27 protein-coding genes are annotated in these 24,616 nt (G+C 62.5%); 16 read left to right on the top strand and 11 right to left on the bottom strand.

Annotation, left to right across the window (positions count from 1 at the left end; genetic code table 11):
* Positions 1-125: 125 nt before the first annotated feature.
* The gene (locus RWJ89_RS21390) at positions 126-1,196 is read left to right on the top strand and encodes a LacI family DNA-binding transcriptional regulator (protein ID WP_222062126.1); all 1,071 of its coding nucleotides are present in this window, start codon (positions 126-128) and stop codon (positions 1,194-1,196) included.
* 86 nt (positions 1,197-1,282) lie between these two features.
* Here RWJ89_RS21390 and RWJ89_RS21385 read toward each other — a convergent pair whose 3' ends face one another.
* The gene (locus RWJ89_RS21385; protein WP_025398252.1) at positions 1,283-1,714 is read right to left on the bottom strand and encodes a type II toxin-antitoxin system VapC family toxin; all 432 of its coding nucleotides are present in this window, start codon (positions 1,712-1,714) and stop codon (positions 1,283-1,285) included.
* A complete protein-coding gene (locus RWJ89_RS21380) occupies positions 1,711-1,965 on the bottom strand; it encodes a type II toxin-antitoxin system Phd/YefM family antitoxin (RefSeq protein ID WP_025398253.1) in 255 nt (84 codons plus the stop codon). Before RWJ89_RS21380 ends, RWJ89_RS21385 begins: the two co-directional genes overlap by 4 nt.
* Before the next feature lie 269 nt (positions 1,966-2,234).
* Here RWJ89_RS21380 and RWJ89_RS21375 point away from each other — a divergent pair, with 269 nt between their 5' ends.
* The 7 genes from RWJ89_RS21375 to RWJ89_RS21345 all read left to right on the top strand — a co-directional run bounded on the left by RWJ89_RS21375 (position 2,235) and on the right by RWJ89_RS21345 (position 8,272).
* A complete protein-coding gene (locus RWJ89_RS21375) occupies positions 2,235-2,675 on the top strand; it encodes an acetyl-CoA carboxylase biotin carboxyl carrier protein (RefSeq protein WP_221946580.1) in 441 nt (146 codons plus the stop codon).
* Positions 2,675-4,060, top strand: coding sequence for an acetyl-CoA carboxylase biotin carboxylase subunit (accC, locus tag RWJ89_RS21370; RefSeq protein WP_316031403.1), 1,386 nt, complete (start codon positions 2,675-2,677; stop codon positions 4,058-4,060). The genes RWJ89_RS21375 and accC overlap by 1 nt, the downstream gene beginning before the upstream one ends.
* Positions 4,057-4,491 carry an acetyl-CoA carboxylase biotin carboxyl carrier protein gene (locus tag RWJ89_RS21365; protein WP_316031402.1) on the top strand — a complete coding sequence of 145 codons (435 nt, stop codon included), beginning with the start codon at positions 4,057-4,059 and terminating at the stop codon, positions 4,489-4,491. The genes accC and RWJ89_RS21365 overlap by 4 nt, the downstream gene beginning before the upstream one ends.
* The gene (pxpB, locus tag RWJ89_RS21360) at positions 4,488-5,195 is read left to right on the top strand and encodes a 5-oxoprolinase subunit PxpB (RefSeq protein WP_316031401.1); all 708 of its coding nucleotides are present in this window, start codon (positions 4,488-4,490) and stop codon (positions 5,193-5,195) included. Before RWJ89_RS21365 ends, pxpB begins: the two co-directional genes overlap by 4 nt.
* On the top strand, positions 5,192-6,187 hold the full coding sequence (locus RWJ89_RS21355; RefSeq protein WP_316031400.1) for a biotin-dependent carboxyltransferase family protein: 996 nt from the start codon (positions 5,192-5,194) through the stop codon (positions 6,185-6,187). The genes pxpB and RWJ89_RS21355 overlap by 4 nt, the downstream gene beginning before the upstream one ends.
* 52 nt (positions 6,188-6,239) lie before the next feature.
* Positions 6,240-7,007 carry a 5-oxoprolinase subunit PxpA gene (locus RWJ89_RS21350; RefSeq protein ID WP_131664859.1) on the top strand — a complete coding sequence of 256 codons (768 nt, stop codon included), beginning with the start codon at positions 6,240-6,242 and terminating at the stop codon, positions 7,005-7,007.
* 62 nt (positions 7,008-7,069) lie between these two features.
* Entirely contained in the window at positions 7,070-8,272 is a 1,203-nt protein-coding gene (locus tag RWJ89_RS21345; RefSeq protein WP_168282359.1) for a pyridoxal phosphate-dependent aminotransferase, read from the top strand.
* A 13-nt stretch (positions 8,273-8,285) separates the two neighbouring features.
* On the opposite strand, the gene nac is transcribed toward RWJ89_RS21345, so the two are convergent.
* Positions 8,286-9,191, bottom strand: a complete 906-nt coding sequence (gene nac, locus RWJ89_RS21340) for a nitrogen assimilation transcriptional regulator NAC (RefSeq protein ID WP_077980969.1) — start codon at positions 9,189-9,191, stop codon at positions 8,286-8,288.
* Between the two features lie 248 nt (positions 9,192-9,439).
* On the opposite strand from nac, the gene RWJ89_RS21335 reads away from it, so the two are divergent.
* From RWJ89_RS21335 to RWJ89_RS21305, 7 genes are all read left to right on the top strand, one after another.
* Positions 9,440-10,219 (top strand): SDR family oxidoreductase, encoded by a 780-nt coding sequence (locus tag RWJ89_RS21335; RefSeq protein ID WP_221999830.1) that lies wholly within the window; start codon positions 9,440-9,442, stop codon positions 10,217-10,219.
* On the top strand, positions 10,216-10,923 hold the full coding sequence (locus RWJ89_RS21330; protein WP_003538411.1) for an amino acid ABC transporter permease: 708 nt from the start codon (positions 10,216-10,218) through the stop codon (positions 10,921-10,923). The genes RWJ89_RS21335 and RWJ89_RS21330 overlap by 4 nt, the downstream gene beginning before the upstream one ends.
* Entirely contained in the window at positions 10,920-11,678 is a 759-nt protein-coding gene (locus tag RWJ89_RS21325; RefSeq protein WP_020047824.1) for an amino acid ABC transporter permease, read from the top strand. Before RWJ89_RS21330 ends, RWJ89_RS21325 begins: the two co-directional genes overlap by 4 nt.
* Positions 11,675-12,439: an amino acid ABC transporter ATP-binding protein gene (locus RWJ89_RS21320; RefSeq protein WP_131664854.1), complete on the top strand. Its 765-nt coding sequence runs from the start codon at positions 11,675-11,677 to the stop codon at positions 12,437-12,439. Before RWJ89_RS21325 ends, RWJ89_RS21320 begins: the two co-directional genes overlap by 4 nt.
* A 31-nt stretch (positions 12,440-12,470) precedes the next feature.
* Entirely contained in the window at positions 12,471-13,307 is an 837-nt protein-coding gene (locus RWJ89_RS21315; protein WP_020047826.1) for an ABC transporter substrate-binding protein, read from the top strand.
* 84 nt (positions 13,308-13,391) lie between these two features.
* Positions 13,392-14,066, top strand: coding sequence for a 4-carboxy-4-hydroxy-2-oxoadipate aldolase/oxaloacetate decarboxylase (locus RWJ89_RS21310; RefSeq protein ID WP_131664852.1), 675 nt, complete (start codon positions 13,392-13,394; stop codon positions 14,064-14,066).
* 85 nt (positions 14,067-14,151) lie between these two features.
* A complete protein-coding gene (locus tag RWJ89_RS21305; RefSeq protein WP_316031399.1) occupies positions 14,152-15,336 on the top strand; it encodes a hypothetical protein in 1,185 nt (394 codons plus the stop codon).
* Between the two features lie 15 nt (positions 15,337-15,351).
* Here RWJ89_RS21305 and RWJ89_RS21300 read toward each other — a convergent pair whose 3' ends face one another.
* Genes RWJ89_RS21300 through RWJ89_RS21265 form a run of 8 tightly spaced genes read right to left on the bottom strand, consistent with a single transcriptional unit; the run spans position 15,352 to position 23,551 of the window.
* Positions 15,352-16,365: a succinylglutamate desuccinylase/aspartoacylase family protein gene (locus tag RWJ89_RS21300; RefSeq protein ID WP_221985357.1), complete on the bottom strand. Its 1,014-nt coding sequence runs from the start codon at positions 16,363-16,365 to the stop codon at positions 15,352-15,354.
* A gap of 31 nt (positions 16,366-16,396) precedes the next feature.
* Positions 16,397-16,741 (bottom strand): RidA family protein, encoded by a 345-nt coding sequence (locus RWJ89_RS21295; protein ID WP_168259189.1) that lies wholly within the window; start codon positions 16,739-16,741, stop codon positions 16,397-16,399.
* 36 nt (positions 16,742-16,777) lie between these two features.
* A complete protein-coding gene (locus RWJ89_RS21290; protein WP_316031398.1) occupies positions 16,778-18,088 on the bottom strand; it encodes an alanine racemase in 1,311 nt (436 codons plus the stop codon).
* Positions 18,081-19,037 (bottom strand): amidohydrolase family protein, encoded by a 957-nt coding sequence (locus RWJ89_RS21285; protein WP_221972768.1) that lies wholly within the window; start codon positions 19,035-19,037, stop codon positions 18,081-18,083. The genes RWJ89_RS21290 and RWJ89_RS21285 overlap by 8 nt, the downstream gene beginning before the upstream one ends.
* Positions 19,034-19,975, bottom strand: coding sequence for an ABC transporter permease (locus RWJ89_RS21280; protein WP_316031397.1), 942 nt, complete (start codon positions 19,973-19,975; stop codon positions 19,034-19,036). The genes RWJ89_RS21285 and RWJ89_RS21280 overlap by 4 nt, the downstream gene beginning before the upstream one ends.
* Complete coding sequence (locus RWJ89_RS21275; RefSeq protein WP_316031396.1) at positions 19,972-20,934, bottom strand: ABC transporter permease; 963 nt, start codon at positions 20,932-20,934, stop codon at positions 19,972-19,974. Before RWJ89_RS21275 ends, RWJ89_RS21280 begins: the two co-directional genes overlap by 4 nt.
* The gene (locus RWJ89_RS21270; protein ID WP_316031395.1) at positions 20,931-22,445 is read right to left on the bottom strand and encodes a sugar ABC transporter ATP-binding protein; all 1,515 of its coding nucleotides are present in this window, start codon (positions 22,443-22,445) and stop codon (positions 20,931-20,933) included. Before RWJ89_RS21270 ends, RWJ89_RS21275 begins: the two co-directional genes overlap by 4 nt.
* A gap of 35 nt (positions 22,446-22,480) precedes the next feature.
* A complete protein-coding gene (locus RWJ89_RS21265) occupies positions 22,481-23,551 on the bottom strand; it encodes an ABC transporter substrate-binding protein (RefSeq protein WP_131641945.1) in 1,071 nt (356 codons plus the stop codon).
* Positions 23,552-23,769: 218 nt separating this feature from the next.
* Between RWJ89_RS21265 and RWJ89_RS21260 the strand changes: the two genes are divergently transcribed.
* Positions 23,770-24,555: an IclR family transcriptional regulator gene (locus RWJ89_RS21260; RefSeq protein WP_316031394.1), complete on the top strand. Its 786-nt coding sequence runs from the start codon at positions 23,770-23,772 to the stop codon at positions 24,553-24,555.
* The last annotated feature ends 61 nt before the right edge of the window (positions 24,556-24,616 follow it).

Here is a 24,616-nt window from a genome sequence, read left to right as displayed (position 1 = left end):
CGTTTGCCATGGCTAGATAATAGCCAAGCCGGTTTTTTAAGCAAGCAGTTTTTGGCAAACGTTTGCAATAAATCGCCCCCTGCCTTAGAGTTGCAAATCGAAGCACCTGGGAGACCGAAACAAACGTGAATAAAAACAAAGATGTGGCCGGAGAGGAGCCATCGGGTGCATTGATGGCCGATGTCGCGCGGCTCGCCGGCGTTGCAATATCGACGGTCAGCCGGGCACTCGCCAATCCCGGACGGGTCAACGAGAAGACACGCGCCAAGATCAATGCCGCGGCCAGGCAACTGGGCTACACGCCGAACGCCATGGCGCGCGGCCTCAGGGTCGGCAAGTCCAACATCATCATGATCATCCTGCCGGGATCGCTCTATTACGGCGCTTCCCAGATCATCCCGCAGGTGCTGCAGAGCATCAACAAATCGCTGATCCAGGGCGGTTACAACCTGATGATCGCCAACCTCGATCGCGACGAAATTTCAGAACGGCATATTCTCGACCTCGCCTTCGGCGGCAGCGTGCGCGGAGCCATCATCCTGTCGTCGAAGCTTCCGGAGGTCGACGGGCGCTCGCTGGCCAATTCCGGCCTGCCGATCGTGTCGATGCTGCTCGACATGAGTGATGCCGGCCTGCAGAGCGTGATTACCAACGACCGCGAAGCCGTGCGCGACGTCACGGCCGAACTGATCCGATTGGGTCATCGACAGTTCTTCTATCTTGCGGGGCCTGAAGGCAATTACCACGATGTCGAGCGTTATGGCGGCGTGCTCGAGGCGCTCGAGGCGGCAGGACTGTCAGAGGGTTCGGTGCGCCGCTCGGGCGGTCATCTCGATTATCAGCACGGCTTCGACATCGGCGTCCAGGCGGCAGACGATTTCGCCAAACTGACCGAAAAGCCAACGGCCGTCATCGCGACCAGCGACGACATGGCCATTTCATTTGTAAGCCGTATCCAGCGCACGGGCCTGAGCATCCCCGGTGATGTATCCGTCGTCTCCTTCGACGGTTCCCCCGTCTGCGAATTCTGCTCTCCACCGCTCTCGACGATCAAGCAGCCGGTGGAAGAGATGGGGCGCGCGGCGGTGGGTCTGTTGCTCGGCGCCATTGACCAGAGAGAGACTACGGCGGCGGTTCGCACCGTCATCCACAGCGAGCTTATTCTGCGGGAGAGCATCGGCCCCACGAAGAACTGACGATGAGGGAACAACCGGCTGCGCATCCCATGCATAAACGCTAACGTTGTCAATTTTGACACGCAACTTGCATCCGTCTAAGGCGGCTACATTGCTTGACCCTTCCAAGGATCGACAATGACGACACCGGTGCCGTCGAAATCTCTCACGTTTCGGGTGACCACTGTAAGATTGTGCACCAGTGCAGTGGCAGCAATCAACGCATCCGCCTCGTTGCGCCGGTCGGGAATATGCAGATGCGCGCAACGCGTTGCGATAGCATCATCGATCGGCAGTATCCGGCCGGCGAACTGCGGACGCACGTGATCATCAAGCCATGTACGCAGGCGTGAACCTTGCCGGGCATCGCGTCGTTGGACCGCAAGCACGCCCCGTTCCAATTCAAGAATGGTAATTGCAGAGAGATAGAAGTCAGAAGCGTTTGCCATCTGAATCCATGCCACGACTTCCGGATCAGCCTTCCCGTCACCGACCTTGCGCAGTTCGGAAATGACATTCGTATCCAGCAGATAGCTCAAGACAGGTCAACTTCGCGGGTTTTGATCTCGACCCGCGGTGGCATGAAATCGATTTCCGACAGGCCCGGCATGGAAAGCCCATCGACCAGGCTTTGGCGCCTGCCGGAAAGACGCTGAAATTCCTCATATGTCAGAAGGACGTGGGAAGGTTTGCCGCGGTCAGTGATGATGACTGGTCCTTTTCTGGCAGCTTTCTTCGCATTGCTGACGTCGTGATTGAGTTCACGGCTGGAAAGTGTCGTAATGGTCATGGCTGCCTCATGTAGGTATTTACCTACATATAGCACTGTTAGCCGTCAGAACAAGCATTGTCCCTTCATTGAATCCATTGCGGGGTTTCTGCCGCTTCCGGCTGCCGGTCGCTGACGTTCGGCGACATGTCCTATAAGGCGCCAATTGCACTCCATCAAAACTTCGTCTGACCCCATCAGTCGACGCGTCGTGCTACGAAAAATCACAACACCGAGCGACTTGAAACTTCGGGTCAGCGCGGTGGAAGTTTGAAATTCCGAGCACGCATATGGACCTCTCGAAGATCAAGACGCTGATCGACTTTGTCGGACGATCGCACATTACCGAGCTGACCGTGACGGAAAAAGACGTGACGGTTCGGATCTTCCGCACGTCGCCGGGTCGGAAGGCTGCTGCCGAGCGCGAGCAAGAGGCAGGATCGACGACAAGCTCTGCCCGGGATGCCGGCGCCGATACGCCTTTGAGGCCTGAGAAAACCTATGCGGTGAAGGCGCCGGTCTTCGGCGTTCTGCACCGGACCCCGGCGCCCGGGGAACCGCCATTCGTCGCGATCGGTGACGAGGTGGAAGAGGGGCAGACCCTTTTCATCGTCGAGGCAATGAAGGTCTTCAACACGATCGCCGCGCCGCGGGCAGGGCGCATTACACACCTCACCGAAACCGACGACGGCGAGGTCGAGACCGGCGACCTGCTGGCGGAGATTGGCTGATGCCGGAAACGCCCGAACAATCCGCGGCCGGCCGCTTCGACACCGTTCTGATCGCCAATCGCGGCGAGATCGCAGTCCGGATCCAGCGCGCCTGCCGCGAGCTCGGCCTGAAGACGGTCGCCATCTGCTCCGAGGCGGACAGGGAAGTGCCCTACGGCAGCACAGCCGACAACTTTCTCTGCATCGGCCCGTCGACTGCCGCCAAGAGCTACCTCAATCAGGATGCCATCCTTCTGGCGGCGCGTCTCGCCGGTGCGGGCGCCATCCACCCAGGTTACGGTTTTCTGTCGGAAAACGCCACCTTCGCCGACGCCGTCGAAAAGGCTGGCCTAGTCTTCATTGGTCCGACCGCGTCGTCGATTGCCATTATGGGCGACAAGATCTCGGCAAAACGCGCGATGATGGCCGCCGGCGTCCCCTGCGTTCCCGGTCCGGACACCGCGCTGCCCGATGACCCCGGCGCGATCGAGCGCATAGCGCTCGAAATCGGGTATCCCGTCATCATCAAGGCAGCCGGCGGTGGCGGCGGGCGCGGCATGCGCGTCGTGCCAAAGGCCGATGTGCTCCATGAAGCAATCGCGCTGACGCGGGAAGAGGCCCGCAAGGCTTTCGGTTCACCTTCGCTCTACATGGAGAAATTCTTAGAGCATCCGCGCCACATCGAGATCCAGGTTATTTGCGACGATCACGGCAATGCCGTGTGGCTGGGCCAGCGGGATTGCTCGATGCAGCGCCGCCATCAGAAAGTTGTGGAGGAGGCGCCGGCGCCTGGAATTGCGCCCGACATCATCCAGCCGGTCGGCCTGGCCTGCGTACAGGCCTGCCTCCAGATCGGCTACCGGGGCGTCGGAACCTTCGAATTCCTCTATGAGGACGATGCTTTCTATTTCATCGAGATGAACACCCGCCTTCAGGTCGAGCATCCCGTCACCGAGATGACGAGCGGCGTCGGTATCGTCCAGGCGCAGATAAGGGTGGCGCAGGGTTACGTTCTCGATCTCACCCAAAGCGATGTGACATGCGAGGGCCACTCCTTCGAATGCCGCATCAACGCCGAGGATCCGGAAACCTTCCTGCCGTCGGCGGGTGTCGTCACCCATCTGGCGTTGCCTGCGGGACCGGGCATCCGCGTCGATACGCATATTCATGCCGGCTACAAGGTCTCGCCCTATTACGATTCTCTGATCGCCAAGCTGATCGTCCATGCGCCGACGCGGGCCGAAGCGATGGCAAGAATGCGCGAGGCGCTTGCCGGCACTGAGGTCGAGGGGATTTCCACCAATATCCCCTTCCTGCGCGCCCTGTTCGAGGATGGCGCATTCGCGCGCGGCGAGACGGATATCCATTATCTTGAACAATGGCTGAAGCTGCGGAGGGCGGCATGAGCGCGATCGATTTCAGCGATCCGGCGACCGTCGCATTGCTCACCGAGGCGCTGACGGCCGCCGGTGTGGACGGTCTTGAAATCTCCCGGCCGGGCGGACAGCTTCGCATCGTCGTCGCTGGAAAAAACGGCGCCCGGATCAGCTCGACCGAAGCGACGCCTCCTGCTCCCGGTTTCGCTCCCGGCTTCGCATCCGCAATCGTGAAGGCGCCGATGGCCGGCCACTTCTGTGTCGAGCATCCCGCCTTCGCCACGCCGCAAGATCTGCCACGCTCCGTATCCGATGCGGATATCGTTGGCTTTGTCGGGGTAGGGCATATCCTGCTTCCCCTTCGCGCCGGCCGTTCCGGTGTTTTGACCAGGCTGCTCGCCGAGCCCGGCGCGCTGGTCGGCTTCGGCGATCCTCTGTTCGAAATCGAGCTCCCATCATGATCGCCACGACGAACAGACATGCATCGCAACGCGAAATCGTTCCGGCCACCAAAAGCCAGGCGCGGGTTTCCTCGATCGGCGCCAGATCCTTGCTGCTCGAGGCGCCAGGCGACTTCGATCTCGTCGCGCAGCGGCGGATCTGGGCTCTGTCCCAGACCGTGAAAGACTGGCCGGACCTTGCGGAAAACATTCCGGGCATGACCAATCTGCTGGTGATCTTCAAGGAGACGCCCGAGGATCCTGATGCGGTGGTCGCCCGGCTGCTGGAGGCATGGGAGAATGCCCGCAGCATCGATCTCAAGGGCAAGACCATCGAGATTCCCGTCCATTATGGCGGCGAATATGCGACGGATCTGCCGGCCCTTTGCGATCTCTCGGGCTTGAGCGATCGCGAAGTCGTCCGCATCCATCATGAAGCGACCTACCGTGTCTTCGCCTTGGGCAGCGCTCCCGGTTTCGGTTATCTGCATGGTCTCGATCCGCGCATCTACATGCCGCGAAAGACAGTGCCCTCGCTGAAGATGCCGAAGGGCTGCGTGACCATCGGCGGCATGCAGACCGGCGTCGCCATGCTCACAGGCCCCAACGGCTGGAACTCCATCGGCTTCGCGGCACTGCAGATGTTCGACCCCGCCTCATCGAACCCGGCCATGATGGCGCCGGGAGATACGGTGCGGTTCCTGCCAGCAGGGATTGAGCTATGATCGAGATCTTGGAAAGCGGTCCGTTCAATACGGCGCAGGATCTTGGCCGCCCCGGCTATCGCGACATCGGCGTATCGGCGAGCGGCGCGATGGATCCGCTTGCGGTCAGGATCGGCAACATTCTCGTCGGCAATGACGAAAGTGCCGCCGCGATAGAGGTGCAGACCTTCCCGTTCAGCCTGCGTTTCGAGCAGCGCGTGGTCTTTGCCGTGACCGGTGCCGACGGCAATCCTCATCTCGACGGATCGGAACTGCTTTCCTGGTGCGCCCATGTCGCGGAGCCCGGACAGGTTCTCGAACTGAAACAGCCGCCGCGGTTGGCGCGCTCCTATATTTCGCTCGGAGGCGGGCTGGATATCCCCGTTGTCATGGGTTCACGAAGTACGTCGCTCCGCGGCGGTTTCGGGGGCAATGCCGGCCGGCCTCTGGCGAAGGGCGATCGAATCGCGGTCGGCGAGGATACCGAGATCGCCATGCTGCCGGCCTCTGGGCTCGCCGTCGTCGAACCATCCGTCGCGCTGCGCGATGTCTTCCCGGCGGCGGTCGACGGCACGCTGCCGATCCGCGCCCTACCGGCCGGCGAGCACGATCTTTTCGCAGGCGATGGCGAAGCTTTCTGGAGCCAGACCTGGAGGATTTCCTCCCGAAGCGACCGGACCGGCTACCGGCTGTCAGGCGAGCCGATCAAGCCGACGGCGTCCATCGAGATGCGCTCCCACGGCGTCGTGCCCGGCGTGATCCAGGTTCCGCCCGGCGGCGAGCCGATCGTGCAGATGAGCGATGCCAACACTGCCGGCGGATATCCGAAGATCGCCGGCGTGATCGAATGCGACCTCTGGCGGCTCGGGCAAGCCCGCATCGGCACCCGCCTGAAATTCGTTCGCTCGACGCATGCGGAGGCGCGCAGGGTGGAACAGGCTGTCGCCCGCTATGTCGAGGACGTCAGGCAAACATCCCGGATGGTCAAGCGCGCCCTGAAGGCGATGGCCTGATACGGGCGGCATGCGTGAAACAAGAGATACCGGCCTTCAAAAGGAGGAGCTGATGAAGATCGATCTGAATTCCGACATGGGCGAAGGATTTGGTCCCTACCGGCTGTGCGACGACGAAGCGATGATGAAACTCGTCTCGTCGGCCAACATCGCCTGCGGTTTCCATGGCGGCGACCCCGAGATAATGGGGCGCATGGTCCGGCTTGCGAAGCTGAACGCTGTCGGCATCGGAGCGCATCCTGGCCTGCCCGATCGGCTGGGCTTCGGCCGGCGCGAAATAGCGTTTCCAGCAGATGCGCTTCGCCAGCAGATGCTTTATCAGCTGGGGGCCCTGATGGCGATCGCCAAAGCCGAGGGTGTCACTGTCTCCCATATCAGCTTCCACGCGGCCATGGGCAATATGGTCAATCGTGATCCTGTGCTGGCCGACCTGATGATGGATGCGATCACCACGGTCGATGCCGGTCTCGTCGTCTTCGTCACTTCAGGCAGCGAGATCCAGCAGGCAGCCAGACGCGCGCGTTTGAAGACCCTGGCGCTTTTCCTTGCCGACCGGGCCTATGATGCCGAGGGCAGACTTGTCGCGCGCGGGCTCGCCGGCGCCGTCATCAAGGACGAAGCCTCGGTGCGTGCACGCGTACGGCAATTCCTGCTCGAAGGAACCGTCGAGACGGTCGACGGAGCGGCGATCGCGATGCCGGCCCGCTCCATTCTCGTCCATAGCGACACACCCGGCGCCTTGGAGCTTGCCGGCATCGTGCGCGGCGAGATCGAAGCCACGGGTGCTGCGCTCGCGCCTGCCGCCGAACTCGCCGACTGACGCAATCCCGATCGCCTGCGGGCGGTCTCCCCGTTCCCATCTCTCATCGAAGGACCATCTTGATGTCCGCCATATCAGACCGCCTGAAAAACGTCTCCATATCCGCATCCGCCGCCATGACCCAGCGCGCCAGGGAACTGGCCGCCAACGGGATCAAGGTCGTCAGCCTCTCGTCCGGCGAACCGGATTTCCCCACCCCGGCGCACGCGATCGAGGCGGCTCACGCGGCAGCTCTTGCGGGCGATACGAAATATCCTCCGATGGACGGTACGCCGGCACTGAAGGCCGCCATCATCAGAAAGTTCAAACGGGACAATAATCTCGACTATGATGCCAGCCAGATCGTCGTCTCGGGCGGCGGCAAGCAGGTGATCTTCAATGCCATGCTGGCAACCTGCAATCCCGGCGACGAGGTCGTCATCCCCACGCCCTCCTGGGTCAGCTATGCGGATATCGTCAAGTTCGCCGGCGGTGTCCCGGTCGCCGTCCCCTGCCACGAGCAGACCGGCTTCAAGCTGCGTCCCGAGGATCTGGAGGCGGCGATCACGCCGCGCACCAAGTGGCTCTTCCTGAATTTCCCGAACAATCCGACCGGAGCCGCCTGCTCTCGGGCGGAGATGGCTGCGATCGCCGAGGTTATGCTGCGTCATCCCGATGTCTGGATCATGACCGACGATATCTACGAACACCTGGTCTATGACGACTTCCAGTTCTGCACGATCGCCGAAGTCGAGCCCAGGCTCTATGAGCGCGTCCTGACGATGAATGGCGTCTCCAAGGCTTACGCGATGACAGGCTGGCGGCTCGGCTTCTGCGCCGGGCCGAAAGAGCTGATCTCCGCCGTCAGCAACGTCAACGGCCAGAATGGCGGCGGCATCGCGACGCTGACTCAGGCTGCGGCGACCGCGGCGCTCGACGGGTCTCAGGATCTCTTGAAGGAGCGCGCCGCAATCTACAAGGAAAGACGCGATTTCGTCCTCGACAGATTGTCGGAAGTGGAAGGGTTGCGCTGCCATCGGCCCGAAGGCGCCTTCTACCTCTATCCCAACATTTCCGGGCTGATCGGCAAGACCAGCAAGGGCGGGCGAAAGATCGGGACCGATGTCGATTTTGTCATGGCGCTCGTTGACGAACATCATGTCGCGACCGTGCAAGGGGCGGCTTACGGAATGAGCCCCTTCTTTCGCATTTCCTACGCCACGAGCATCGAGAAACTCGGCGAAGGCTGCGCGCGCATAGCTCAATTCTGCAGGGATATGTGCTGATCGACAACGCGTTTCAGCCTTTCAGCCCCGCCGTCAGCTCGAGAAGGATGTCTCGGACGGCGAGGGCCGGCTCTGTTAGAGGATTCTGGTCGGAAACGCACAGCGACAGGGTTTCTTCGATTCGCGGCGAGACGAGCCGGCAGATCAGCGGCTCGCTCGATTCCGATACGATACGGTCGGCGATGGCTTTCGGCATGATCGTCGCGCCGAGGCCGCTGCCCACGGCGCGGGCCAGCGTGCGGACAATTTCGACTTCCGCCACGACTTTCAAATTGGTGCGGGTGCGCGTGAAGGCGGTGTCGACCGCGCGGCGAACGAAATTATAGGCCGGCGGCAACAGCAGCGGTATCCCGTCGAGAGTATTGACCGAAACGGGTTTCGCATCCGCCTCGATCGCAAAGTCACGATGCGCAACAAGGAAAAACTCTTCGCTCAGGATCGGCTCGAACCGGACACCCTTGATCGGTCCGGTTCCATGGAGAAGCGCCATCTCCAGCCGGCCGTTCATGATCATCTGGCTATAGGTTTGGCCGACGCTTTCGGTCAGGTGCAGCAGAATACCGGGATGCCGTTTGCGGGTCTCCGCCAGGAGGTCGACCGACAGCGTGGCCGCACTGCTGAAGGGCACGAGACCGACGGACACACGCCCGGCAAGCGAATTGCCGGCTGCGGAGGCATCCGCTTGCGCCTGCTCCATCTGCCGAAGAATAATCTGCGCATGGCGGTACACTGCGTGTCCCGCATCGGTCATGCTGACGCCCTGCTGGCTGCGGATCAGCAGCTTGTGGCCGAAATGCTCCTCCAGTGCGGCAAGCTGCTGGCTGAGCGCCGGCTGGGCGATATGCAAAAGGTCCGCCGCTCGCGTGATGCTGCCGCTGTCGACGATCACGATGAAAGATTTGAGGCGTCTGATGTCCATGAGGATCGGGGTACCGTTCTGATGTGCGCGGCTTACATGTTTGCAGACACGCAGTGCTTTTGCAACGCGACGCCGTCACTGCTTTCCTCAGGCCCGGACGCCGCAAGCTGATGCCCGGCATCAGCTCTTTCTCTTCTTCAGCAGCCTGCGCCGGCTCCATAACCGTTGCTTATTGCTCCAGAGATAATCGGTCTTAGGCAAGGGGTTTAAGCTTCGCTACTGTCTCGATCAACAACAAGGGAACGACAATGCCATTCTCCGACTACAAGACCGCACTGGTGACCGGCGCATCCTCCGGTATCGGCGCAGCCGTGGTGGAGCGGTTCCGCCGGGAGAACATCGAGGTCCATGCCGTTGCCCGCAGCGCCGAAGCGTTGCAGCAGCTGGCCGCGCGGACGGGCTGCGTCGCCCACGTCATCGATGTGACCGACCGTCAGGCCATGGCCGAGCTCACCCGTCGTGTGGAGTTCGATATTCTCGTCAACAATGCCGGCGTCGACCGGCCGAAGAAATTCCTGGAAGCCGACGAGGGCGATATCGATCTCATCGTCGACGTCAATCTCCGGGCGGTCCTGCATATCTGCCGCATGGTCGTGCCCGGCATGGTGGCGCGGGACCGCGGGCATGTCATCAACATCTCGTCGATCGCCGGCGCCTACAATTTCGGCGGCAACTCATCCTATCACGCCACCAAGGCCGGGGTGAGCATGCTGTCCAACCAGCTGCGCATCGACGCTTTCGGCAAGCGGGTACGGGTCACGGAAATCTGCCCCGGTCGGGTCGCCACTGACATTTTCAATCACGTCCATGGCGATGACCCCAGCATTAGGGAACGGTTCATCGACGGCTTCGAACTGCCACAGGCGGCCGATATCGCCGACGCGATTGCCTTCGCCATAGCAGCCCCCGTCGCCGTCAACATCGGACATATGGAGATTACGCCGACGCTGCAGGTCATGGGCGGCCTGCAGACGGCAAAGCCCCAGCCTGCGGCGAAGACGGATCAATCCGGGGAGCCAAAGCCGTGAGCGGTTTCGACCTTTCGGCAATCCTCGGAAATCCGGAATATACCGCCATGCTGCTGCATGGCATCGAGATGACATTCATCATCTATGCCGGCTCGTGGTCTATGGCGATGGCGCTGGCACTTCTGCTGCTGGCTTTGCGTTTGTCGCCCTTTCGCTTCGGCGATCCGTTAGTTGCCGCTTACGTCTCCTACCACCGGAACGTCCCCACCCTGGTTCAGCTGATGCTGTGGTACTTTGGGATTTTCACCCTGATGCCGAGCGGAGTAGCCGAATGGCTGGCAGTCCACAATGCCGAAGCCATCTTCGCGGTGATCGGGCTCGGGCTTTGCCAGGCGGCCTATTTCAGCGAAGACCTTCGGTCGGGCGTGCGCTCGGTCAGCCCCGGCCAAATGCAGGCAGCCCGCGCGCTTGGCCACGGCTATGTCTCGGCGATGCGTTTCGTCATCATGCCGCAAGGCGTGCGCAACGCGCTGCCGCCGCTCATCAATCACAGCGTTTCCCTGTTCAAGAACAGCAGTCTCGCCGTCGTCATCGGAGCCTCGGAATTGACGCATGCCGTCAAGGAGATCGAAAACCTCAGCTTCCGGACCTTCGAGATCTACCTGATCGGCACGGTTCTCTACCTCTTCTTCTCGCTCGTGATCATGAGCATCGGCGCCTATCTGTCGATGCGCGCCGATCCTGCCAGGAGTGCGCGCGCATGATCCACGATATGATCGCCATCGTCCGAGACTACTGGCTGCTGCTGCTGATCGGCCAATATCCGAACGGGCCGCTTGGCGGGCTCGCCAACACGCTGATCCTTTCTGCACTCAGCATCGCTCTCGCCTTTCCGGTCAGCATCCTCTTCGCGTTGGCGCGGCTCTCCAGGTCGCCGCTGCTGCGCTGGCCGGTCACGGCACTCGTCTATTTCACCAGGGGCGTGCCGCTCTTGATGCTCATCCTGTGGAGCTATTTCCTCGTTCCGCTGCTGACCGGCGCCGATGTGCCTAGCTTCGTCACGATGCTGACGACACTCGTGGTCTATCAGAGCGCGTTCCTGAGCGAAGTCGTGCGTGCCGGCATCGTCGCGCTTGGACCGGGTCAGATGGACGCGGGGCGTGCGCTTGGTCACGGTTATTTAGGTGCGATGCGCTTCATCATCCTGCCGCAGGCACTCTACAACATGATCCCGAGCATCATCTCCACCTTCGTCTCGACGATCAAGGACACGACGCTCGGCTACGTGATCAACGTGCCGGACCTGACCTTTGCCGCAAGCCAGGTCAACAACCAGCTCCTGACGCAGCCTTTCCAGGTCTTCCTCATCCTGGCGATCGTCTACTTCGCCATCTGCTGGACGCTCACCTACTTCGCAAATCGCCTCGAGCGGAGCATCACGCGGCGGCGTGCGGGACTTTCCAACCTTCCTGCCGCCGCCTTGGTCGCGCCATCGAAAATCATATCGGAGCAGCTATGACCATGTCAGTTTCAGCACAGGAATTGCAGACGATCCGGCTTTCGCAAGTCTGCAAGAGCTACGGCGACTATCCGGTCCTGAAGGACATCGATGCGCAGGTGACACGCGGCGAAGTCGTGGTCATCTGCGGGCCGTCCGGTTCGGGAAAATCGACGCTGATCCGCACGATCAATCGCCTCGAGGAGATCAACAGCGGATCGATCACGCTCGACGGGCAAAACATTCACGCCGCCATGCGGGCAAAGGAACTCAATGCGCTGCGCAGCAGGATCGGCTTCGTATTTCAGAACTTCAACCTGTTTCCGCATCTTTCGGTGGTCGAAAACGTCTCGATGTCGCCGATCCGGGTGAAAGGCGTGGCGCCTGATGTTGCCGAGGACAAGGCCCTCAAGCTTCTCGATCGGGTCGGTCTTGCCGACAAGGCGCGGGCCTATCCCGGTCAACTCTCGGGCGGCCAGCAGCAGCGGGTGGCAATCGCCCGCGCCCTTGCCATGGAACCGCCGGTGATGCTGTTCGACGAACCGACCAGCGCGCTCGATCCCGAAATGGTCGGTGAAGTGCTGGCCGTCATGAAGAGCCTGGCGTCGGAAGGCATGACCATGCTCTGCGTCACCCACGAAATGGGTTTCGCGCGCGACGTCGCCGATCGGATCTGGTTCATCGATGCCGGCCAGATCCTCGAAATGGCGACCCCCGAGGAATTCTTCAACAATCCAAGCCATCCCCGGGCGCAGCGTTTCCTCGCTGATCTCAGGCATTGATACCAACCACCAAAAACAAAGGAGAACAGCAATGAACTGGAAATGCCTAACTCTCACCGCCGCATTTGCCGGCATGGCGGCCGCCTTGCCCGCACAAGCCGATCAGCTCGACAACATCATGTCGGCGAAAACCCTGCGCTGCGCGACTTTCGCCGACGTTCCTCCCTTCGCTTCACCCGATCTGAAGACCCGCGAAATGGCCGGTTTCGACGTCGATCTCTGCGGCGCCATCGCCAAGGAACTGGGCGTCAAGGCTGAGATCAAGCCGGTTTCGGTCGAGGCGCGCGTGCCCGAGGTCAAGCTCGGCCGCGTCGACATCACCGTTGCCAACCTCGCCTATACTCTGAGCCGCGCCGAGCAGATCCAGTTCAGCGATCCCTACTATCTCGCCAAGGAAATGCTGATCGTGCCGGCCGACGATGCCGGCAAGACGAAGGCCGATTACGCAGGCCAGCGCATCGCTTCGACCAAGGGTTCGACCTCCGAGATGTCGATCAAGCTCAACAAGTCCGACCCACTGACCTTCCAGGATACCGCCTCGGCCTATCTCGCCGTCCAGCAGGGCAAGGCGCGCGGCATGGTGGCCAACACCATGACGACGACCAAGTTCGTCAATGAATCGAAGAGCAAGGGCAAGGCAATGCGGATGATCGAGGAGCCGATGCTGTATCAGCCGATCGGCATCGGCATGGCCAAGGATCAGCCGGCGCTGACCGCCAAGATCAACGAGATCCTTCGCAAGCTCGACACATCGGGCGAGATCAACAAGATCTGGGACAAGTGGCTCGGCCCGGATACCGAATACAAGATGACGCGCACCGACAAGGTCGTATCGCTCTCGGAGCTGAAGTTCGACCCGATCCCTTAAGACCTCGGCGTCGTCCGATGACGATATCCAAACGAAATCAGACGGCGGGACATGCCCGCCGTCAGCCAAAAATGGGAGGCATCCATGATCCATATTAAAGATATTGCCGAACGGCCAAGCAAAGCCGATATCGACGCCGTTTCCAAATTTTCGCCAGCGACGATCCACGAGGCTCAAGGGCGCCGCGGAGCCCTTTCCTCCCGCCTCAAGCCCGTCGACTACCGCATGAAACTGTGCGGTCCGGCCTTTACGGTGAAGTGCGCGCCGCGTGACAACATCATGCTGCAGCTTGCCATCAACTACGCAAAGCCGGGCGATATCATCGTCGTATCGGCGGGCGAATACGAAGAGGCCGGATCCTTCGGCGATGTACTTGCCAATGCCTGCCTGGCAAAGGGCATCGGCGGTCTCGTGACCGACACCGGCGTGCGCGACACGCTGCAACTGAGGGAGCTTGGCTTCCCGGTCTTCTCGCTCAGCGTCTGCATCAAGGGGACGGTGAAGGAAACCATTGCGGCGGTGAACGACACGATCATCGTCGGCGGCGAAATCATCCATCCCGGCGACATCATCGCCGGTGATGCCGACGGCCTGGTGGTCGTGCGTCGCCAGGAAGCGCAGGAAGTCGCCAGGCTGTCACAGACCCGCGAAGATGCCGAGGCCGGTTATATCGCGGCATATAAGCAGGGCAAATCGGTCATCGAGGTCAGCAATCTCGAACCGGTGCTGAAAGCCAAGGGCCTCGTCGCCGACATCTGAGATGGCCGCCCGCGCCGAAAGATCAGTCTGGACACTATTATGGACACATGTTCTATAAAATGGACAGATTCAGCGGGAGCACGCCATGCATCTTTCCATGTGGACTTACCCCTGGGATATCCAGGACCAGGGGCTCGACCCCTTTGCCGTCGAGCTTCGCGGCCGTGCGGGCCTGACGACGGTCAGTCTGGCGACCTCCTATCACGCCGGCCGGTTCCTGCAGCCGCGCAGCCCGCGACAGAAGGCCTATTTCCCCGAAGACGGGACCGTCTACTTCCGGCCGGACGCAAGCTTGTGGCAGGACAAAGTGATCCGGCCGCTGATGGCTGGGAATGTCACTGAGCGCGGCGACATGCTGGAAGCGCTCGTCAAGGGACGCGAGGCGACGGGTCTCAAAGTCTCCTGCTGGACGGTCTGCCTACACAATACCCGTCTCGGCATGCTGCATCCCGATCACGTGACGCGGAACGCCTTCGGCAATCCCAACTATTACAATCTTTGCCCCTCCAGCCCGGCGGCGCGGGACTACGCCGTTACCCTTGTTCGCGACATCACGACGAACTACCGGCCCGATATGGTGGAGCTCGAGAGCCCGAACTTCATGGGATTCGCGCATGAATACCATCACGAGAAGGACGGCGTCGGCCTGAACGCCGAAGACGATTTCCTGCTGTCGCTCTGCTTCTGCGACCATTGCACGGCACGCGCCGAAAAGGCCGGCGTGCCGGTCGAAGGTGCACGCCGGTCGGTCGCGCGCTTCATCGCCGAACTCTGCGAACGCGCTGTCCCGGAACGACAATTCCCGGACTTCCCGGCAGCCGGCACCGATGCCTTTCGAGGCCATCCCGATCTTCATGCCTATCTCAACTGGCGCAGCGAACCAGTGACCAGCCTGATCGGCGAGATCAAGGCGGCCGCCGATCCGGCAACACGCATCGTGCTCATCGACTTGAAGGACGGCTGGCTCGGCGGCGTCGATCTGACAGCGGTCGGCAAGCTCTGCGACGGCGCGATCCTCTGCTGTTACGACATGGAACCGGATGCCGTCGGCGATGTCATCCGGACCGGCCGGGCGGCAATCGGACCGGGAAAGTTTCTGGGCATTGGTCTGCGCGTTTTCTATCCCGAAGTCAGCGGGCCGGCGGTGCTCGCCGCACGCGCCAAGGCTGCCGTCGACGCCGGCGCTGACGGCGTGAACTTCTACAATTACGGCCTGATACCGGCAAAGCGCCTCGACTGGGTCAAGGCAGCGGTCGACGCAATCATTTGAGCGGATCAGCGCTCCTCAGGATGCGATGGGTTCGGCGATCTGGATCAGGCAGTCGCCGGCCTGGCTGTCGCAATGCAGTCTGTGGGAAATGACAATACCGCTCTCGGCAAAGCGCAGTTCTTCCTCCGGCTGCTCCAAGCGTTCCAAGTCATGATACCATCCGGCAAGGTCACCGGCGGAAACGGTAGCGCCGAGGGCAACGGCCGGCTCGAACCAGCCTCTGCGGTTCGCATAGATGCCCTGGCTGTGCCGGGATAGCGACAGCAGCTGTAACGGTCCGGGCTCGGCGAGCGGCACGCGCGACAGGACCGGACGCTCGACGATGCCGAGTGTCACCAGCAGCCGGTCGATCGCCGCCGCCGTGAAGGCCATTGTCTCAGGCGTCACGGTGCCGCCACCGCCGAACTCGCCGGAAAGACCGACGATTCCGGCCCTTGCCGCAGCACCCATCGATGTCGGTGCGGTCGGCCCGTTATCGGCGATGAAGGCATGCGCCGAACCCATCGCGCGCATCAGCGAAACCGACCGTTCGAAGCGGGCGGCATCGGCCTGCCGCTCGATCAGCGTGCAGGGCAGGTGGGCCATGGAGGTGCCGCCCGAATGCAGATCGAGCACGACATCATGGCACGGAAAGAGTTCCTGTTCGAGGAAATGCGCCATCCGCGCCGTCGGCGAGCCGCTGGGATCACCGGGAAACGCCCGATTGAGATTGCCGCCGTCGAAGGGCGAGCAGCGCTTGGCCGCCATCACCGCCGGCAGGTTCGCCATCGGCAGGATGGTGACGGCGCCGCGAATTTCGGCGACATCAAGCAGCCGCATTAGCCGGCCGAGCTGGAGTTCGCCCTCATACTCGTCGCCATGATTGCCAGCCATCAGCAGCAAAGACGGCCCCTCGCCATTCTTCAGTCGAAGGATCGGAATACGGATCTGATAATAGGGCGAACGGTCGATCGAATAGGGAATGGCGAGGTGGCCGGCCTGCCGGCCCTCGCGCGAAAAGTCGATCGGATTGACGAGGCCGCTGTGCATGATGTCTCCAGTGCGGTCAGTTGCTATGCCGTCAAAGGGCGGCGACCGCGGTCATTTCTACGCGCAGGTCAGGATCGGCCAGGCGTGCCTCGACACAGGCGCGAGCCGGCGGGTTTTCAACGTCGATCCAGTCATCATAGACGCTGTTCATCGCATCGAAATCGACGATCGCCGGCAGGAAGACGTTGACGGCGATGAGGCGCGAGCGATCGATACCGGCTTCTTGCAAAAGGGCGTCGATCTTGCCGAGCACGTCGCGGGTCTGCTCCTCGATATCAGCCTTGCGATTTTCCGCGACCTGGCCGGCAATATAGACGAGACCGCCGTAGCTGACGGCTTGGCTCATACGCGAACCTTTCTGATAACGCTGGATCATGGCGGGTTTTCCTTTTCTTGCTTTTGGAGGGAGAGTTCAGCCGAAGCTGGTCAGATAGGCCGCGGTCACCGAATGATCCGGGTCGAGGCCGTAGAGGATGGCATGCCGGTCAAGGCAGGTGCAGGGATGCGAGATGCCGTACTCGATGACGTCGCCGACCATGACGTCGCTGCCGTCGGCAAGGGCCACGAAGGCGTGCTGATCGTTGAGGCGAAACACTTCGGCGCCTTCGAGCTCGGCAAAATAGGCCCCATTGCGATAGAGCGCCAGCGGCCGCGGCAGGCCCTGGTCCATCGCCACGTCGCGCATGCCCATGCCTGAGATCGCCAGCCGTAGCTCCGGCCGGGAGAGGACCTCGGCCCAAACCCGCAGCGCCGGACGGAAACCTGCGGCCGCTGAGATCGTCTCACCGCCGATGCGGAAACCACCGCGTGCATCGAGGCCGGCAAGGCCGCGCTGGTAGATGCCGTGATCGTGGAAGAAGATCGCGCCACTGCGCAGCACCATCCGGCAGGCGGGATCGCCCGCGACGGCGGCTGCAAGCCTGGCAATCACAAGGTCGAAAAAAACCGAGCCGCCTGATGTGACGAGGAGCGGCCGCTCCTTGCCTATGCGGGCGCGCACCTTCGGCAGGAAATCTGATGTCACCGCCATCAGCGCCTCGATCCGAAGCATCGTCTCTTCCCCATCGGCGGTCGCGGCCGCACCCTCATAGGCGGCGATGCCGGTCAGCCGCAGGGTCGGCGTCTCCACGGCAAGGATCGCCTCGAGAATGGCCTCGGCGGCGTCCATGCTGCGGGCACCGGCGCGGCCGGCGCCGAACTCCACCAGCAGGCCGAGGGGCGGCAGATCTGTGTGCTCCTGCCAGACGGAGCGAAGAGCCTCGACCAGCGCGGTCGAATCCACGAAGATATGGAGTTCCGCATCGGGATAGCGATCAAGCAGGGCCGCGAGCCGGCGAGCTGCGGCGGCCCCGCCGATCTCGTTGGCGAGAATCAGCCGGCGTTGTCCCGCCTTGAGCAGGACGGCGGCCTGGCGGATGTCGGCGACCGTCGTGCCCCAGGCGCCTGCCGCCAGAAGTGCCTCCGCCAGCGCCGTCGACATCGGTGTCTTGGCATGTGGGGCGATTTCGGCGCCGTGGCTCTTCACATAGGCCATCATCAGTTCGACATTGCCGGAGAAAGCCTGCCGGTCGAGCGAGATCAGCGGCAGGGCCATCCTGCCGTCATAGGGTTTCCATCCCTGCTTGCCGATTGCATCAAGCGGAAGCGGCGGATTGCCTGGCGGAAAGCCGCGCACCCGATCGTCGATCAGCACGTTTTCCGTCGCGCTATGAAGGTCAGACATGGCAGCCACTCCTGATCTCGGCCGGATCGGCGATACCGAGGCGATAGGTGTCGTTGGCGCTGGCAAAGAACAGAGCGCGCTGCTCGTCGTAAGAGAGCTGCGAGGCGACCGTGCGGAAAACCTGGTAGACCTCATCGAAAGAGGCATGCAGGCCCGCAACCGGAAAGTCGCTCGCGAACATGGCGCGCGCCGGACCGAAACAATCGAGGCAATGCTCGATCACCGGCCGCAGGCTTTCGAGCGTCCACTTATTGTCATAGGCGACCAGGTCGGAGATCTTCAGTCGCGTGTTCTGCTCATTGCCAAGCGCCCGCAGACCACGACGCCAGAGCGCCATGCCGTCCTCCGTCCGATCCGCCGGGCTGCCGCCGTGGTTGAGCACAAAAAGCGTTTCCGGAAAAGCGCGCACCAGTTCGAGCGCCTCGCTCATCTGCCAGGGATAGAGCATCAGATCGAAGACCAATCCGAGCCGCGTGGCCTCGGCAAGCCCCGCCCGCCAGGCGGGATCGGCCATACGGTTCGGGCGCGGCGCAAAACTCTTCGCCGCGTCCGGATGCCAGCTCAGAATATCACGGATGCCGACGACATTCGGGTTCGCCGCCTCCGCCTCGAGCAGGCGCATGGCGTCCGGCCCGTCGAGGGGCACGCGCGCGATATAACGATGCGCCACACCGGAGCTGCGGTCGAGGCCATCCAGCCAGCGGCTCTCTTCCAGCGGATGCGCATCGGACCAGCCGGCCTCCACATGCACGGTTGCAATCACGTTCTGGCGGGCAGCACCGGCGCGATAATCGTCGATGCCATAGTCGCGCAGAATCGGTGCGAGGCTTCCGAAAACCATCTCCTCGCCGGATGCGCGCGCCTTCTGCAGCCAGGGATGGCGTTCTAGGCTTAGGTCCCAGAGGTGGTGATGCGGGTCGATCACAGGCCCGTCGTAGCGCTCCGTCATCGGCGCGCCTCGCGGCCGGAAACGAGCAGAAGGGCAAGGATCAAGGTGCCGAACATGATCGAGCGCCAGCCGGGCGAGGCATTGACGACAGTAATCAGCGCCGTCGTCGTGACGAGCAGGATTGCCCCGGGAATGGTTCCGGCATAGGTGCCGCGGCCGCCGAGGATGGAGGTGCCGCCGAGCACGACGGCGGCGATCGAGGTCAGCAGATAGGGATCGCCGATGCCGACATAACCTTGCCGGTTCATGCCGAGCACGAGAATGCCGGCGAGCCCTGCGAAAAAACCCGACAGAGAGTGGACGATCAGCGTGTTGCGCGTGACGCTGACGCCGGAAAGCCGGGCTGCCAGAGGGTTTGCCCCAAGCGCCAGGAAACGCGCGCCGATCGGCATGCGGTGGACGAGCAGCAGGACGATAATCGAGACGACGAGCCACAGAATGATGCCTGAGGGAATGCCGAGCGGCCGCGCCTGCCCGAGCAGAATGACCGCGGGATTGCTGACGGTGACCGCGCTGCCGCCGGCGACGATGACGAGCAGCCCCTGCAGGAAGGTCGCCATCGCAAGTGTCATGATGATCGGCGGCACGCGAAGATAGGCGGCCCCGGCGCCGTTCAGCAGGCCGATGCCGGTGGCGATGGCAAGGGCCGCCGCAATGCCGGCGAGGCCGGTCGGGTCCCAGGCGGGCGAGATCAGCGGCAGCAGGATCGCCGTGACTGTTATGACCGCACCGACGGAAAGATCGATGCCGCCGATCAGGATGACGAGCGTCTGGCCGGCGGCGGCAATGCCGATCACCGCGGCGAGTTCGAGCAGGTAGCGCAGGTGGCCATAGGCGCCGAAACCACGCAGCGAGACGCTGGCGACGATCCAGACGAGCGCGACCAGAAGGAAGGTCAGCAGCGGCGGATTGCGGAACGCGGACCTGATCATGTTCATCGCCTTGCTCTCCAAGTCCCAAGAAGTTCCGGCACGGCGACCGCGCCGACGATGATCAGGCCTTGCGCGACATATTGCGCGACCGGCGGAAAACCCAGGAAGAACATGACGTTGATCATCACCGAGAGCAGCAGGCTGCCGCAGATCGCGCCGCGCATCGTGCCCTTGCCGCCGAGGAAGCCCACGCCGCCGAGCACGGCGGCGGCGATCGAGTTCAGCGTGAAGGGCGTGCCGATAACAGGATCACCCGAGCCGGTCTGCGCGGCGACGAAGAGACCGGTCAGGGCGGCGAGAAGGCCGGACAGGGCGAAGGCGACAACCTTCACCCGTTCGACCGGGACACCGGAGCGGAACGCGCCGACCGGATTGTCGCCGGCTGCGTAGATGCCGAGGCCGAGCGGCGTTGCCAGAAAGATCTTCCAGAGCGCCAGGATCACGACGAGCAGCAGGAAGGCGACGGGCGTGTGGCCGGCCAGCACCGTCGACAGCCAATCGGGAATGAACCCGCCCGGCCGCGGCAGCAGGATGAGCGCGACCCCGCCGATGATGAAGGAGCCGGCGAGCGTAACGATGATTGCGGGAAGCCTCAGATATGTGACGATGGCGCCCATGGCGGCGCCGATCGAAAGACCAGTAATCGAGACAGCAAGAATGCCGCCTGGTACGCCGAGCGCCCCACCCATCGTCGTCGCGGCGATCACCGCTCCAAGACTGACGAGCGGGCCGATCGCCAACGTGATGCCGCCGTTCAGCATGAGCAGCGCCTGCGCCATGGTGACGAGCGCGAGCGGGAACCAGTTCTGCGTGAATTTGGAGAAGCCGCCGATCGAAAGAATGCCGGGAAAGAGCAGCGCATAGAGGATGAGAAAGGCAGCGACAACCAGATAGAGGCCGGCAAGGCCGCGGTTGCGGCGGAGCTGGATCGAGCCATAGAGCCGGGATGACGAACTTGTGCTCATGCCGCCTCTCCCTGCGTCGTGGTGGTGATGCCCATGGCCGCGCCGACGATCGCTCCTTCGCTGATTGCATCTTGCGACAGCACCGCCGCGACACACCCCTCGCGCAGAACCACGACGCGGTCGCAGAGATGCACGAGCTCCGGCGTATCGGAACTGGCCAGAATGACGAGCCGCCCCTCGTCGGCGAAGGCGCGGAGCATGAGATAGATTTCCCGCTTGGTCTCGATGTCGACGCCGCGCGTCGGATCGTTGAGGAGCAGAACGGAGGGATCGAGCGGCAGCCATTTGGCGAGCGCCACCTTCTGCTGATTACCGCCGGAAAGCGCCTGCACCGGGCGGGCCGTGTCGCCCTTGATCGTCAGCCGGCGCGCGAGATCGGCGACCAGCCCGTTTTCCGCCGGCCGGTCGCGCAGCCCCTGGCGCGCGACCCGTCCAAGCGAGGGCAGGATGAGGTTGGAGGCGATGGAATGCGGCAGCACCAGTCCCTCATGCTTGCGGTCGGCCGGGACATAGACGATGCCGGCGGCATTCGCCTCGCTGACATCAGCGGGCAGGGCGGGCTTGCCGGATACCTCCGCCCGATCGGCCGAGGCCGGAATCGCGCCGTAGAGACCGAGCAGCAAGTCTTCCTGCCCTTGTCCCACCAGCCCGCCGATACCGACAATCTCGCCGGCGCGGGCGGAGAAGCTGACGTCACGCACCATGCCGGCGGAAAAACCTTCGACGCTGACGCGCATCGGGCCGGGTGCTGCGGCCGGGCGCGGCGGGAACAGGTCGCCGGTCTCGCGGCCGACCATCAGGCGCACCAGGCCCTCGCCGTCGATGCCGGATAGCGATTGGTCGGCGGTGACCAGGCCATCCTTCAGCACCGTGACATGCGAACACAGCGCCTGCACCTCGTTGAGGCGGTGGGAAATATAGAGAAGTGCCGTGCCGCGATCCCTGAGCGTCCCGATCAGGCGGGCAAGGATGCCGGCTTCGTGCGCGGAGAGCGATGAGGTCGGCTCGTCCAGGATCAGCACACGCGGCTTGCGGAACAGCGCCTTGGCGATCTCCACCATCTGGCGTCGGCCGAGCGCGAAGTCGGCGACCGGCATGTCGAGCGGCTCGGTGAGTCCCACCATATCGCAGACGTCTAACACGCCGCGATGGAGCGCTCTGTAATCGATGAGGCCGAACCGGCGCGGAAATGCGCCGAGCCCGATGTTTTCGGCAATCGAGAGACTGGCCGTCAGGCTCAGCTCCTGCTGAACGACGGCAATACCCGCCGCGCGCGCAGCCGCCGGGCTGAAGCGTTCGACCGGCTTGCCGTCGACGAGGATGGAACCGCCGTCCGGCTGCAGAGCGCCGGACAGGAGGTTGATAAGCGTGGACTTGCCGGCGCCGTTTTCGCCGAGCAGGGCGTGAACCCTGCCCGGCAGAAGGGCGATATCGACGCCCTTCAACACGGGATTGCCGAAAAATCCTCTGAACACCTGCCGGGCTTCCAGCAAGGGTCTTTCTTCCGTCATGACGGTTTTCCTCAACCCCGGATTACTTGGGCGGATTACTTGGCAAGCAGCTTGTCGAAGAGCGCCTTGTCGTAGTCCGAGTAGATATAGCCGTCAGCCGGGAACTTGTCGGCCCGTGCGAGGTAGCTGCCGATCGTGCTGTCGTCGATGACGGGCAGCGGCACCTTGACGAAGGCCGGAACGTCCTTGCCTTCCAGCGCCTGCACGGCGGTGTAAACGGAAAGCGCGCCGAGCCAGTTGGGCTGCATGGTCGCCCAGCCCTTCAGTCCCTTCTCCTTCCAGAGCTCCAGGAACTGCCTTGCGTTTTCGCCTGTTGTCGGCACCTGGTCGCGGCCCTGGCGCTCGAAGGCAAGGACGGAGCCGGCCGATAGCGCGCCGCCGAGCGACAGCACGCCGTCGATTTCGGGATTGGCAAAGAGCAGGCTGGTCATCGCTTCCTGTGCTGGCGCGACGTTATATTCCGTGTTCGTCTCGGTGATCACCTGGAGACCGGGATTGGCGTCAAGGACCGGCTGGGCGCCCTTGCGGCGGTCATCGCTCACCGAAATGCCGGCCGGACCGTTCATGATGATGATCTTGCCCTTGCCGCCGAGCTGGCTGACCATCCACTTGGCAGCGGTCGCGCCCCATTCGTTGGAATCGGTGTTGATCTTCGCCGTCACCTTGTCGGTATTGACCAGACTGTCGAAATTCACGACGGCGATGCCCTTGTCGCAGGCATCTGATATGACGCGGTCGAGCGCATTGGAGGAACCGGCGATCACGACGATGGCGTCGACATTGGCGTCGATCATCGACTGGATATGCTGGATCTGCGTCTGGGCGTTGCCCTGTGCGTCCGTGATCATCAGGTCCTTCACAAGGCCTGCCTTCTTCAGCTCCTCCACTTCAGCCGTGATGGTGCCTTCGGTCTGCTTCATCCAGGTCGGCACCGAATAGATGTTTGCCCAGCCGATCGTATAGGGCGCCTTCCTGTCACCCTTGATGCAATTGGCGGCGGCCGAGGCCGTACCTGCCGAAAAGACGAGCAGTGCCGCAGCGGCGGCAGCACCCGCAAGAAGCCGGCGGCGCAGCGAAGCAGAAATGCCGTTTTCAAGATTCCTCATGTCGATCCCCTTTTTTTGTGTGCGGCAGCGTTGACCGCTTGCCATCAATGTCCAATATAGCGTACATATGATCTATATATTGGACGAAGTGATCTTATGCCGATTTTTCCACCTCGCAAGAGGGGTCGGAAAATTTCATTCGCAACGAATGACGGACCGATTGACAGATGCGGCAGCCGGCTTGAAAAGCTTGGCCGGACAAAGAAGGATCGATAGCAATGGATGCAGTGCAGGACGAAGCAGCCGGCAAACGCGCCCGAGGGCTCGACCGTGCCTTCGAAATCCTCGATTTCCTGCGCCAGAAACGGCAGGCCCTGAAGCCGAATGAAATCGCCGCGCAGATCGGCGCGCCGCGCTCATCGGTTTACGAGCTCGTCAACCTGCTGCTGCAGCACGGCATCCTGGAATTCACCGGCGGCGAGGGGCGTGTCTATCTCGGCCGCAAGCTGTATTTCCTCGGCGCAGCCTATGAGAACCATTTCGATTTCACCCGCGAATGCGAGGCGACGCTGGAACAGCTTGCCGACGAGACGCGGGAGACGGCGCAGTTCTGCATGCTGGATGGAAACAGATACACGGTTGTCCGCATGCGCGAAGGCGCGCGCCCCTTCCGCATTTCGACGGATGTCGGGCAGTCGGTGCCGATCCCGTGGACGGCGTCGGGCCGCCTGCTCGTCGCGCATCTGTCGGATCAGGAAATCCTGAACTTCATTCCGCCGCAGGATTTCCGCCTGCCGAACGGCGAATGGCTCGAGCCACAAACCTTCATCGCCGAGGTCCGCCAGGCCGAGCGTGAAGGTTTCTTCACCTTCAACAGCATCGTCGACAGCTTCACCCACTGTTTTGCCGTACCTGTGCGGGGCGAGGAAGGCCATGCAGCCGCAACGCTCTGCCTCGTCACGCCGCGCGACGATGGCATCGCCAACCGGGACCGCTACCTCGATTGCCTGAAGAAGGCCGCCGCCGGCCTGGAGCATGCCCCGGCCCGACCGAAACGGGGCTGAGCACCCCTGCATCTCTCAGAAATCGGATTGATAGCGCCGAAGCAGATCGAGTTTCTTCTTG

The sequence above is a fragment of the Rhizobium sp. 10PS4 genome (assembly GCF_032464805.1).
Classification (GTDB): Bacteria; Pseudomonadota; Alphaproteobacteria; order Rhizobiales; family Rhizobiaceae; genus Rhizobium; species Rhizobium laguerreae.
The sequence above is the reverse complement of the archived record's forward strand: the minus strand, read 5'-3'. Positions and strand labels throughout refer to the sequence as shown.